This is a genomic window from Actinoplanes sp. URMC 104 (assembly GCF_051386375.1).
Classification (GTDB): domain Bacteria; phylum Actinomycetota; class Actinomycetes; order Mycobacteriales; family Micromonosporaceae; genus Actinoplanes.
The window spans coordinates 2,360,214-2,372,062 of sequence record NZ_JBPQTO010000011.1; the positions used below are offsets into that span (position 1 = coordinate 2,360,214).

11 protein-coding genes are annotated in these 11,849 nt (G+C 73.1%); 5 read left to right on the top strand and 6 right to left on the bottom strand.

Annotation, left to right across the window (positions count from 1 at the left end):
• The first annotated feature begins 1 nt into the window (after position 1).
• On the top strand, positions 2 to 1,948 hold the full coding sequence (locus ACSNN8_RS36665; RefSeq protein WP_436654761.1) for a fumarate reductase/succinate dehydrogenase flavoprotein subunit: 1,947 nt from the start codon (positions 2 to 4) through the stop codon (positions 1,946 to 1,948).
• Positions 1,948 to 2,694 carry a succinate dehydrogenase/fumarate reductase iron-sulfur subunit gene (locus ACSNN8_RS36670; RefSeq protein ID WP_436654762.1) on the top strand — a complete coding sequence of 249 codons (747 nt, stop codon included), beginning with the start codon at positions 1,948 to 1,950 and terminating at the stop codon, positions 2,692 to 2,694. The genes ACSNN8_RS36665 and ACSNN8_RS36670 overlap by 1 nt, the downstream gene beginning before the upstream one ends.
• Before the next feature lie 79 nt (positions 2,695 to 2,773).
• Here the strand turns inward: ACSNN8_RS36670 and ACSNN8_RS36675 are convergent, their stop codons facing one another.
• The 5 genes from ACSNN8_RS36675 to ACSNN8_RS36695 all read right to left on the bottom strand — a co-directional run bounded on the left by ACSNN8_RS36675 (position 2,774) and on the right by ACSNN8_RS36695 (position 8,481).
• A complete protein-coding gene (locus tag ACSNN8_RS36675; protein ID WP_436654763.1) occupies positions 2,774 to 3,988 on the bottom strand; it encodes an MFS transporter in 1,215 nt (404 codons plus the stop codon).
• 60 nt (positions 3,989 to 4,048) lie between these two features.
• Positions 4,049 to 4,513 carry a hypothetical protein gene (locus tag ACSNN8_RS36680; RefSeq protein WP_436655563.1) on the bottom strand — a complete coding sequence of 155 codons (465 nt, stop codon included), beginning with the start codon at positions 4,511 to 4,513 and terminating at the stop codon, positions 4,049 to 4,051.
• A 276-nt stretch (positions 4,514 to 4,789) separates the two neighbouring features.
• Positions 4,790 to 5,680: a deoxyribonuclease IV gene (locus tag ACSNN8_RS36685; RefSeq protein ID WP_436654764.1), complete on the bottom strand. Its 891-nt coding sequence runs from the start codon at positions 5,678 to 5,680 to the stop codon at positions 4,790 to 4,792.
• Positions 5,671 to 7,611 carry a Stk1 family PASTA domain-containing Ser/Thr kinase gene (gene pknB, locus ACSNN8_RS36690; RefSeq protein ID WP_436654765.1) on the bottom strand — a complete coding sequence of 647 codons (1,941 nt, stop codon included), beginning with the start codon at positions 7,609 to 7,611 and terminating at the stop codon, positions 5,671 to 5,673. Before pknB ends, ACSNN8_RS36685 begins: the two co-directional genes overlap by 10 nt.
• 114 nt (positions 7,612 to 7,725) lie before the next feature.
• On the bottom strand, positions 7,726 to 8,481 hold the full coding sequence (locus ACSNN8_RS36695; RefSeq protein WP_436654766.1) for a hypothetical protein: 756 nt from the start codon (positions 8,479 to 8,481) through the stop codon (positions 7,726 to 7,728).
• A gap of 33 nt (positions 8,482 to 8,514) precedes the next feature.
• On the opposite strand from ACSNN8_RS36695, the gene ACSNN8_RS36700 reads away from it, so the two are divergent.
• Positions 8,515 to 8,865, top strand: coding sequence for an Rv2175c family DNA-binding protein (locus tag ACSNN8_RS36700; RefSeq protein WP_436654767.1), 351 nt, complete (start codon positions 8,515 to 8,517; stop codon positions 8,863 to 8,865).
• A 5-nt stretch (positions 8,866 to 8,870) separates the two neighbouring features.
• On the opposite strand, the gene ACSNN8_RS36705 is transcribed toward ACSNN8_RS36700, so the two are convergent.
• Positions 8,871 to 9,938, bottom strand: a complete 1,068-nt coding sequence (locus ACSNN8_RS36705; RefSeq protein WP_436654768.1) for a polyprenyl synthetase family protein — start codon at positions 9,936 to 9,938, stop codon at positions 8,871 to 8,873.
• 38 nt (positions 9,939 to 9,976) lie between these two features.
• On the opposite strand from ACSNN8_RS36705, the gene metF reads away from it, so the two are divergent.
• Both metF and ACSNN8_RS36715 read left to right on the top strand, forming a co-directional pair.
• Positions 9,977 to 10,894, top strand: coding sequence for a methylenetetrahydrofolate reductase [NAD(P)H] (gene metF, locus ACSNN8_RS36710; protein WP_436654769.1), 918 nt, complete (start codon positions 9,977 to 9,979; stop codon positions 10,892 to 10,894).
• The gene (locus tag ACSNN8_RS36715) at positions 10,858 to 11,541 is read left to right on the top strand and encodes a CDP-alcohol phosphatidyltransferase family protein (RefSeq protein ID WP_436654770.1); all 684 of its coding nucleotides are present in this window, start codon (positions 10,858 to 10,860) and stop codon (positions 11,539 to 11,541) included. Before metF ends, ACSNN8_RS36715 begins: the two co-directional genes overlap by 37 nt.
• Positions 11,542 to 11,849 lie beyond the last annotated feature (308 nt).

Consider the following 11,849-nt stretch of genomic DNA (forward strand, 5'->3'; position numbering starts at 1 on the left):
CATGGGTGACTTCTGGAACGACGGCGACCCGATCGCCGACACCGCCGCGCCCGAGGGTCCGATCGAGACCCGCTGGGACCGCCGCAAGTTCGGCGCCAAGCTGGTGAACCCGGCCAACCGCCGCAAGCTCACCGTGATCGTGGTCGGCACGGGCCTGGCCGGCGGCTCCGCGGCCGCGACGCTGGCCGAGGCCGGCTACAAGGTCAAGTCGTACTGCTATCAGGACAGCCCGCGGCGGGCGCACTCGATCGCCGCGCAGGGTGGCATCAACGCGGCGAAGAACTACCGCAACGACGGCGACTCGATCTACCGGCTGTTCTACGACACGGTCAAGGGCGGCGACTTCCGCGCCCGCGAGTCCAACGTGTACCGGCTCGCCACCGTCTCGGTGAACATCATCGACCAGTGCGTCGCGCAGGGCGTCCCGTTCGCCCGCGAGTACGGCGGCCTGCTCGACAACCGCTCGTTCGGCGGCACCCAGGTGTCGCGCACGTTCTACGCCCGGGGCCAGACGGGTCAGCAGCTGCTGCTCGGCGCCTACCAGGCGATGGAGCGGCAGATCGGGCTCGGCAACATCGAGATGAACGCCCGGCACGAGATGCTCGAGCTGATCGTCGTCGACGGCAAGGCCCGCGGCATCGTGGTGCGCGACATGGTCACCGGCGAGATCAGCACCGAGATGGCGGACGCCGTCGTGCTCGCCTCCGGCGGCTACGGCAACGTGTTCTTCCTGTCGACCAACGCCAAGGGCTGCAACGTCACGGCGACGTGGCGGGCGCACCGCAAGGGCGCGCTGTTCGCGAACCCCTGCTACACGCAGATCCACCCGACGTGCATCCCGGAGTCGGGCACGCACCAGAGCAAGCTCACGCTGATGAGCGAGTCGCTGCGCAACGACGGCCGGGTGTGGGTGCCCAAGCGCGCCGAGGACTGCGCGAAGCCGGCCGCCGAGATCGCCGAGGAGGACCGCGACTACTACCTCGAGCGGATCTACCCGTCGTTCGGCAACCTGGTGCCCCGCGACATCGCCTCCCGGGCCGCCAAGAACGTGTGCGACGAGGGCCGCGGCGTCGGTCCCGGCGGGCTCGGCGTCTACCTGGACTTCGCCGACGCGATCAAGCGGCTGGGCCGCAAGGCGGTCGAGGCCAAGTACGGCAACCTGTTCGAGATGTACCAGCGGATCACCGGCGAGGACCCGTACGAGGTCCCGATGCGGATCTACCCGGCGGTGCACTACACGATGGGCGGGCTGTGGGTCGACTACGACCTGCAGTCGACGATCCCGGGCCTGTTCGTGGTCGGCGAGGCCAACTTCTCCGACCACGGCGCCAACCGGCTCGGCGCGTCCGCGCTGATGCAGGGCCTGGGCGACGGCTACTTCGTGCTGCCGACGACGCTGGGCAACTACCTGGCCGCCGGGCCGTTCGAGCCGGTCGCCGAGACCCACGAGGCCGTGGTCGAGGCGCGCGCCGCCGTCGAGGAGCGCATCAACAAGTTCCTGACGATCAACGGCGACCGTACGGTCGACTCCTTCCACCGTGAGCTGGGCAAGATCATGTGGGAGTACTGCGGCATGGAGCGCACCGAGGAGGGCCTGACCAAGGCCATCGGGCTCATCCGCAGCCTGCGCGACGAGTTCTGGCAGCGGGTCAAGGTGCCCGGCACCGGCGAGTCGCTCAACCAGAACCTGGAGAAGGCCGGCCGCGTCGCCGACTTCTTCGAGCTGGCCGAGCTGATGTGCATCGACGCGCTGCACCGGCGCGAGTCGTGCGGCGGCCACTTCCGCGCCGAGTCGCAGACCCCCGACGGCGAGGCGCTGCGCCACGACGACGAGTTCAGCTACGTCGCGGCCTGGGAGTACGCCACCGGCGGCAGCGACAAGCCGACCCTGCACAAGGAACAGCTCGAATTCGAGTACGTCCACCCGAGCACCCGGAGCTACAAGTAATGGACATCAAGGTCAGGGTGTGGCGACAGGCCGCTCCCGGGTCCGACGGCAAGATGGTCACGTACGACGTCAAGGACATCTCCGCCGACGCCAGCTTCCTCGAGATGCTGGACGTGCTGAACGAGACGCTGATCCTGCAGGGCGAGGACCCGGTCGCGTTCGACCACGACTGCCGCGAGGGCATCTGCGGCTCGTGCAGCATGGTCATCCAGGGCGTGGCGCACGGCCCCGAAAAGGCCACCACCGCCTGCCAGCTGCACATGCGCCACTTCAAGGACGGCGACGTCATCGACGTGGAGCCGTGGCGCGCCGCCGCGTTCCCGGTCATCAAGGACCTTGTCGTCGACCGCTCCGCGTTCGACGACATCATCGCGGCCGGCGGCTACATCACCGCCCCCACCGGCGCCGCCCCCGAGGCGCACGCCACCCCCGTGCCCAAGAAGGACGCCGACCTGGCGTTCGAGGCGGCCACCTGCATCGCCTGCGGCGCCTGCGTCGCGGCCTGCCCCAACGGCTCGGCGATGCTGTTCACCGCCGCGAAGGTCGCGCACCTCGGCCTCATGCCGCAGGGCCAGCCCGAGCGCGACACCCGCGTGATCGACATGCTGCAGGCCCAGGACGACGCCGGCTTCGGCGGCTGCACCAACATGGGCGAGTGCTCGCAGGTGTGCCCCAAGGGCATCCCGCTGCACCTGATCGGCCGGCTGAACAGCGATTACCGCAAGGCGCTGCGCAAGCAGGCCTGACGCACCACCTCGAGGAGCCGGTCCGCGCCTGTCGCGGGCCGGCTCCTTTCGTGATGACCAGGAAGTCCCGGTTTCGTGATCATCCGGTAGTGCCGCCCACACCCCCGCCCACCCGGGGCGTGCCGACCCTACCGCGCGCGGAAGCGCCGGAGCGGGTTGTCCACAGGGCGGCCGCGACGCTGAGCGCGGCGGCAGTCAGCAGCACCGGCACCGCGCCGAGGTGCACGAGCGCGGCGCCGAGCGGGATGCCGAGCGCCACGGGTCCGAACATGACCGTGTTCGACGTGGCGGCGACCCGGCCGAGCAGGTGCTCGGGGGTGCTGGTCTGCACGGCGGTGACGGCGGCGATGAGCGTCCAGGGCAGACCGATGCCGATCAGCACGCTGCCGGCAATCATCGTGGGCCACCACGCCAGCGCCTGGCTCACGCAGCCGGCCGCGAAGACGCCCGCGCCGGCCGCGGCCACGGCGACCGGGGAGAACCGCGCCAGGACGCGACCGACGACCAGCCCGCCGGCGATCGAGCCGGCGCCCTGAGCGGTGCCGAGGAAGCCCAGGTGGGTCGCGGGCAGGTCCAGATCCCGTACGAGGTGGGCCAGCACCGCCGCGTTCGTGAGCCCGGACATGCCGATCGCCACCCCCGCCGCGAGCACGGGAACCCGTACGGCGGGAACACCGAACAGAGCCCGCAACCCCTCGCGCAGGCCGTGCCCGCCGCGCCGCTCGCCGGCTTCCTGCGGGGCCGCACGAGGCAGGCGCACCGCGGCGTAGCAGGCGGCGGTCAGCAGCGGCATCGCGGCGCTCACCAGGACCACGGCGCCGGGGCCGCGCCAGGCGTACAGGGCGGCGCCGGCCAGGGGCGCGACCAGCTTCATGCCCTCCTGGGCGCTGGACCGCCAGCCGTTGACGTCGCCCAGCAGCGACGGCGGCAGGGCGGACGGGAGGATCGCGGTCTCCCCCGCGTCGACGACGACGTAGCTCGCGCCGCGGACCAGCAGCACGGCGAAGATCAACCAGGCGGCGCCGGCGGACCGGACGCTCAGCAGCGTCAGCAGCAGCGCGCCCACCCCGAGGTCGACGGCGATCAGCACGGGCCGGCGCGGCAGGCGGTCCACCAGGGCGCCCAGCCAGGGAGCCGCGAAGGTCGGCGCGTAGATGCACACCGCGGTGAGGGCGGCGAGGCTCACCGACCCGGTCAGGTCGAGCACCCAGAGGCCCGCGGCGAGCGTCATGGCGGTGCTGCCGAAGCCGGACAGCAGCGAGATGAGGACGAACAGAACCGCGTTGCGCCGCATGGCGCCTCCCCCGGATCGAGTCGCGAGGACTCACATCCTGCAGAGTTGAGCCGCAATCTGTCAACGTTCGGGTGACGCCACCGCCAAGGCATCCCGCAACCGCTCGACGGCGGCACGGGTCGGCGCGGGGAGCGGCCGCTCGGCGCCCGCGAGCGCATCAAGGTCGGCGACCACCGCCTCGACCAGCGCGAACAACGCTCCGCCCGCGGCGCCCGGCACCGCCGCCAACGTCTCCCGCACCAGCACGGCCCTGGTGAACCGGCGGTCCCAGCGGCGGTCGGCCCCCACCCGGCGGTGCAGCTCCAGCGCCGCCTCGCGCAGGTGGGCGATCTTTTCGCCGTACGCGTCGGGGGCCGAAGGCTGCTTGCGGACGGCGGTCACCAGGCGCAGTCGGCGCTGCTCGGCGGCCTGCCGGCTGCCCAGGCCGAGGGCTTCGGCGATCTCTCCCCAGGTCGCCCCGTCGCGCCGGGCCCGATCGATGAGCTCGAGCTCCTCGGCGTCGAGCCGCGCCCGCGCCGCCGGCATGGCCCGCAGTTTGTCGAGATCGCTCACGCCGCCAGCATACGCGCGTTGTCAATATTTTGTTGACATCATGAAGATCAAATGCCTGTGGGCCACCGCCTCCCCCGCCCACCCAGGGAGCTGTGGTGGCACGGGGAAGCCTAGGCGACCACGGAGGGGCCAGCCGCGTTGTCCACATTCCGGCGTCGTCCACAGGTGCCATGCACGAGCGAGCGGATCCGAGCATCCTGACCAGAGGATCGGGGCAGCCGGCGTACACCGCCGGGCGCCGGAACGCCGTCAGCCGGCGCTTGCGGCACCCGTGGCCGGCGCAGCCCCGGCGCCCGGGCGCAGGGACTTCAGCAGGGCGATGTCGGCCGCGTGCCCCTCGTGCTCCTCGGTCGGCGTCTCGACGATCACCGGGACCCCGGCGGCGGCGGGGTGGGCCAGCAGCTCGGCGAAGGGCCCCGCCCCGATGCGCCCCTTGCCGATGGACTCGTGGCGGTCGCGGGTGGAGCCGCAGTCGTCCTTCGAGTCGTTCGCGTGGATCAGGCGCAGGCGTCCCGGCCCGGCGGCCGCGACGAGGGCGTCGAGCGTCGCGGTCATGCCGCCGGGGGTGGCCAGGTCGTGCCCGGCCGCCCACGCGTGGCAGGTGTCGAAGCAGACGCCCAGCCCGGGGTGGTTCTCGACGGCGTCGAGGTAGCGCTCGAGGTCCTGCACCTTGGACGCCAGGCTGCGCCCGCCGCCGGCGCTCGGCTCGACCAGCAGCTGGGGCATCCCGGGCCGGTCGAGCAGCGGCAGCAGCACCTCGTGCAGCTGGTGGAACGCCTTGTCCTCGTGCGCGGGGTCGACCGAGCTGCCCGCGTGGAACACCACGGCGGTCGCGCCGATGTCGCGGCCCCGCTCCAGCGCGTGGGCGAGCACGGCGGCCGACCGCTCGACGGTCAGCCCGGTGGGCGAGCCCAGGTTCACCAGCAGCGAGGCGTGGATGTAGGCCGGGATCTCGCGTGAGCCGATGCCGTCGCGGAACAGCACGTCCTGCGCCGGGTCGCCGGGCGGCAGGGCCCAGCCGCGCGAGTTCGAGACGTACACCTGCAGCGTCTCGGACCCGGCGGCGTCCACGTACGGCAGAGCGGCCTTGGCCAGCCCACCGGAGGTCTTGGTGTGCGAGCCGACGCGGTTCAGAAGCACTGGATGGCGACCTCGGTCTGCGGCGGCACCTGGGTGTTGCCGCCCGGCTGCTGGCTGCGGACGAACGCGTTGGGGTTGAAGTCGACCCGCACGCGCAGGTTCATGCCCTCCAGCGTCGCCTTCGCCTGCTGGCACGGCTGGTTGGTCAGGTCGGGCACGGTGACCAGCGGCGGGCCCTTGCTGACGTCGAGCGTGACCTCGTCGTCCTTGCTCGCGCCGGTGTTGGGCTTGGGCGTCTGCCCGATGACCGTGTCGGCCGGCTGGTCGCTGTCCTTGTAGCGCTCGACCGCGGTCAGCCCCAGCGACGCGAGCTGGGCGCGGGCGTCGTTGATGTTCTTGCCGTTCAGGTCGGGCACCCGGATGGGGGCGCGGCCCTGGCTGAGCACCACCGTGACCGTCGCCCCGCGTTTGAGCTGGGTGCCCTGCTTGGGGTCGGAGGCGATGACCGCGCCCTCGGGCACGGTGTCGCTGTACTGCGCCGCGCCCTCCTTGAGCTTGAGGTTGAGCTGCTCGAGCTCGCCGCGCGCGGCGGCCAGCTCGAGACCCGACAGGTCGGGCACGGAGAAGCGCTCGGGGCCGAGCGACAGGTTCAGCGTGATGACACCGCCCTTGACGACCCGTTCGCCGTCCGGCGGGTCCTGCGAGACGACGGTGTCCTTGGGGACAGTCTCGCTGTACGCGCCGTCGCCGTAGAACAGCTCGAAGCCGTGCTGCTGCGCGTACAGCTCGGCGTTGGCCTTGGTCATGTTCACCATCGGCGGCGCGTCGGTGTAGCGGCCCAGCGTCACCCACCAGGTGCTGCCGATCACGACCAGCACCATCACGGCCACGGCGGCGGCCAGCAGGATGCGGCGCCGGTCGGGGCCGCCGGAGCGGGACCCGCCGCGCGGGACGCGGCCGGCCGTGTACTGCTGGCCGCGCGGCGCCTGGTGGGGCAGGCGCGCCCACGGCGGGCGGTCGCCGGCGCCGACCGCGGGCACCACGGTGGTGGCGTCGAGCACGCCGCTGCGCGAGGGCGGCACCTGGCGCAGCAGGGCGGTCTCGACGTTCGCCGCGCCCAGGTCGTCGCGGACGGTCTGCACCTCGGCGAGCAGCGCGCCCGCGTCGGTGGGGCGGGCGCCCGGGTCGCGGCGGGTGGCGCGGGCGGTGAGGTCGTCGAGCACCGAGGGCAGGCCCTTGACGACGCTCGACGGGGCGGGCACGTCGTTGTCGACGTGCTCCCAGGCCACCGCGACCGGGTCGTCGCCGTCGAAGGGCACCCGCCCGGTGAGCATCTCGAACAGCACGATGCCGGCCGAGTAGACGTCGGTGCGCGCGTCGGCGTGCCCGTCGGTGACCAGCTCGGGCGCCACGTAGGCGACCGTGGCCATCAGCTGACCGGAGTCGTCGGCGCTGCTCGCCTCGACCGCGCGTGCCAGCCCGAAGTCGGCCACCTTGACGACCGCGTCGACGAGGTTGGCCAGGCCACCGCTGGGCGCCTCGGCCACCAGCACGTTCTCGGGCTTGACGTCGCGGTGCACCAGCCCGGCGCGGTGCGCGGCGGCGATCGCGGCGAGCATCTGCTCGAGGATCGCCAGCGCCTCGACCGGGGAGAGCCGGCGGCGCTGGGTGAGCAGGTCGCGCAGCGTGCGGCCCTGCACGTACTCCATGACCAGATAGGGCAGGCCCTGGTGGCGGCCCTGGTCGTAGACGGCCACGACGTTGGGATGGGTGAGCCGGGCGATCGTCTTGGCCTCGTCGGTGAACCGGTCGACGAAGTGGGCGTTGGCCGCCTGCGACGGGTGAATGATCTTCAGAGCGACGGTGCGCTCGAGTCGTTCGTCGGTGGCCGTGTAGACGGTCGCCATGCCACCACGGGCCACGCGACCGGTGATCCGGTAGCGGCCGTCAATCGTCGTGCCGATCAACGTGTCGGCGACTGTGGTGTCCATCGGCGTGAAGTGTATGTGTCTTTCGCGCGGGGGCAGTCCAGGATGTCACAGCTGAGTCCAAACGGGTACGACGACTCAGAGATGCGTGCCGGAACTGCCCCGGCAAAAGCGGATTTAGTGCCTGCGCCGGTGGCGATGGCCGTCACGTGAGCGCGGCGCCACGCTGTCGTCCGGCTCGGCGGACTCCCCCGGGGACGGGCTCGCGGAGTCCGACGGCGAGGGCGAGCCGGTCGGCGAGGGCGACGAGGCCGGGGCGGTGGGCGTGGGCACCGGCGGGGTGCCGTCGCTCTGCGGGCTCGTCGGGGGCGCCGCCGGGGTCCTCGCCACCGGGGCCTTCGCCGTGGCCGGCCGCATGCGGGACGGGGACGGCGCCGGCGCCGCGACCTCGGCCCGCGGCGGCACGCCGGTCGTCACAGGCACGGGTACGGGCGAGGTGGCAACGGCGGTCGCGGGCCGGGCGGCAGCCGTACGGGGAACGACAGCCACCCGAGGCCGCTTCGCCGGCGCGGAGGGTCCCATCCCCGCGGAGGTCGACACGACAGCGCGCGGCGGCAGCGTCCCGGCCACCGCCGTGGTCTCCGCCATGAGCGACCCCAGCCCGTTCACCACGCCGAGGTACGCCCCCGCCGCTCCCGCCACGGTCAGCACCCCGAACGCGGTCACCGCCAGGGCGCGCCGCGGCTTGCGGGACGGCGCGGCGGCCTCGGCGTCGGCGTCGGCGACCAGACCGGCGATGCCGAACGTGCCCATCCCGGTCGACGTGACGTCCGGCCCGGCCACGGGCGGCCGCGCGGCGGTGCGCCCCAGGTCGTAGCGCAGCGAACGCCACGCGCCGGCCATCTCCGTGCGGGTCCTGCGCAGCAGGCTCATCAGGTTGGTTCTCCACTCTCGTACGCTGGAGCAGTGAGCGATTCCGTAACCGCCGGACCGGCCGAGTGGATCAACCTGCCGGACGTGTCCGCGAAGCTCGATGTCTCGATCAGCAAGGTCCACCAGATGATTCGCGACGGGCAGCTGCTCGCCGTCCGGCGCGACGGCGTGCGCGTGGTCCCCGCGGACCTGGTGGCGAACAGCACCGTGCTCAAGCACCTCCCCGGCGTTCTGACCCTGCTGCGTGATGCCGGGTACAACGACGAAGAGGCCCTCCGGTGGCTGTACGAACCGGACGAAGGACTCGACGGCAACGCCGCGAAGGGCCTCGGCGGGCACCGCGCCCGCGAGGTGAAGAGGCGCGCTCAGGCGCTCGGCTTCTAGGAGCCCTAGACCGTACGCCGGGTGGCCGCTTCGGCGAGGCGGCGCAGCACGTCCTGCGCCTCCTCGTCGATCCGCGCGCCGTCCAGCGCCGCCAGCGAGGCCGCCATCAGCTCGTCGATGCGCCGCTCGGTGGCCGCCAGCGCGCCGCTGTCGCGGATCAGCGCCCGCAGCCGCTCGACGCCGCGGTCGTCCAGCCCCTGGTTGCCCAGCTCGCGGTCGAGCTCGGCGCGCCCGGCGTCGTCCAGCCCCGCGAACGCCGAGGCCACCAGGTAGGTGCGCTTGCCCTCGCGCAGGTCGTCGCCGGCGGGCTTGCCCGTACGCTCCGGGTCGCCGAACACCCCGAGCACGTCGTCGCGCAGCTGGAACGCCTCGCCCAGCGGCAGCCCGAAGCCCGAGTACGCCGCGAACACCTCGGGGGCCGCCCCGGCCAGCGCCGCGCCCAGCAGCAGCGGGCGCTCGACCGTGTACTTGGCCGACTTGAACCGCGCGACCTTGCCGGCCCGCTCCAGCGACGTGTCCGCCGTGGCCTGGGTGAGCACGTCCAGGTACTGCCCCACGGTGACCTCGGTGCGCATCTCGTCGTAGACGGGCCGGGCGCGGGTCAGCTCGGCGGCGCCGACGCCCGAGGTGTGCAGCAGCTCGTCGGACCAGACCAGCGCCAGATCGCCCAGCAGCACCGCGGCGCTGTCGCCGAACGCCGCCGCCCCGCCCCGCCAGCCCGCCGCCGTGTGCTGCGCCTCGAACCGGCGGTGCATCGACGGCACGCCGCGCCGGGTGTCCGAGCGGTCCATCAGGTCGTCGTGGATCAGCGCGCTGGCCTGCACCAGCTCGAGCGCCGAGACCGCGGCCACGACCTGGTCGGAGTCGGCGCCGCCGGCCCCGCGGAAGCCCCAGTACGCGAACGCCGGGCGCAGCCGTTTGCCGCCGCCCAGCACGAACTCCTCCAGCGCCTCGGCGACGGCGGCCAGCGCCGGGTCGATGCCGGTCAGGCGGGACCGCTGCTCGGCGAGAAACGCGGCGAGCGCCTTGTCGACCCGGGAACGCAGGTCAGCGGCTTCAAGAGGGGAGGTCACGGGACGACGCTAGTCCACGCCGTCGGTAGAGTTGCGCTGTGGCTCTCGGACTTCCCTCACGCCTGCCCGCGACACCGGCGATCGGTGAGCTCCTACGGGGGTCCACGCCCACGTTCTCGTTCGAGTTCTTCCCGCCCAAGACGCCCGCCGGCGAGCAGCTGCTGTGGCAGGCGATCCGCGAGCTGGAGCCGTTGCGGCCCAGCTTCGTCTCGATCACGTACGGCGCGGGCGGCACCACCCGAGACACGACGGTCGCGGTCACCGAGCGGGTCGCCACCGAGACGACGCTGCTGCCGATGGCCCACCTCACCGCGGTCGACCACTCGGTCGCCGAGCTGCGCAACATGGTGGGCCGGCTGGCCGGGGCGGGCATCCGCAACGTGCTGGCGGTGCGCGGCGACCCGCCCGGCGACCCGATGGGCGAATGGGTGCGCCACCCCGAGGGCGTGCTCTACGCCGAGGACCTGGTGCGGCTGGTCAAGGAGGCGGGCGACTTCAGCGTCGGCGTGGCCGCCTTCCCGCACAAGCACCCGCGCTCGCCCGACATCGAGACGGACACGGCCCACTTCATCCGCAAGTGCCGTGCCGGCGCCGACTTCGCTATCACGCAGATGTTCTTCGACGCCGACGAGTACCTGCGCCTGCGCGACCGCGTCGCGGCGGCCGGCTGCGACACGCCGATCGTGCCGGGCGTCATGCCGGTGACCCGGATGGCCACGATCGAGCGCTCGGCCCAGCTCTCCGGCGCGCCGTTCCCGCCCGCGCTGCTGGCCCGGTTCGAGAAGGTGGCGCACGACGAGGCCGCGGTCCGCGCGCTCGGGGTGGAGCTGTGCGCCGAGATGTGCGCCCGCCTGCTCGACGAGGGCGTGCCCGGCATCCACTTCATCACGCTCAACCGCTCCACCGCGACGCGTGAGGTGTGGCAGCTGCTGGCGCCGCAGCCGGCCGTGGCCTGACCGTGCTCTGGGACGAGTACGCGACCGCCTGGTCGGGGCTGCACGGCGGGTTCGACCCCCGGCGGGCGTCGTTCCTGGTGCGTGGCTGGGTGCGGATCGCGTACGGGATCGGGTCGTGGCTCGGCAGGCGCCGGGTCGGCCCGATGGCCGTCACGACCGCGGGCCTGCTCGTCTGCTCGACCGTGCCGCTCGCCGTGCTGCTGGGCCGCGGCGGCTACTTCCTGGCCGCCGTGCTCGTGCTGGTCGCAGCGCTCGCCGACGGCCTGGACGGCGCCGTCGCCGTGATCACCGGACGGGCCAGCCGGCTCGGCTACGTCTACGACTCGGTCGCCGACCGGCTGGGCGAGCTGGCCTGGCTGGTCGCGTTCTGGCTGGCCGGCGCGCCGGGCTGGCTGGTGGTCGCGGCCGGGGCGACGAGCTGGCTCCAGGAGTACGCCCGGGCCCGCGCCACGGCCGCCGGCATGTCCGAGATCGGCGTCGTCACCGTCGCGGAGCGGCCCACCCGCGTGCTGGTCGCGATCTTCGGGCTGCTGGCCGCCTTCGCCCATCCCCCGCTGATCCTCGCCGCCACCGCGGTCTGGCTGGCCCTGGCCCTGGTCGCCGGCGTCCAGCTCGCGATCGCCGTCCGCCGCGCGCTCACGTCCTGACCTGCTCTGCCGCGCGGCTGCGGCCTTGGTGCCGCGCGGCTTGCGCACCGGGCCGTTCGGTTGATCCCGGTTCCGGAAAGCCGCAGGTGATCCTTAATCGGTTGTAAGCGAACGGCTACACCTCGTACGGTTGTCCACATCGGAGCCGCCGGGACGGCGGCGGGCCGGCACGGGGGCAGGCCCATCGACCGTCCCGGCCCGCACCGTTCCCGCCTACCCCCGCCGCACCCGCACCGGGATGGATCCTGCATCGCGGCTATTGTTCTCCGGCCGGCCGCTCCACGGCCCGGCGGCGAGAGAGGCGGCGA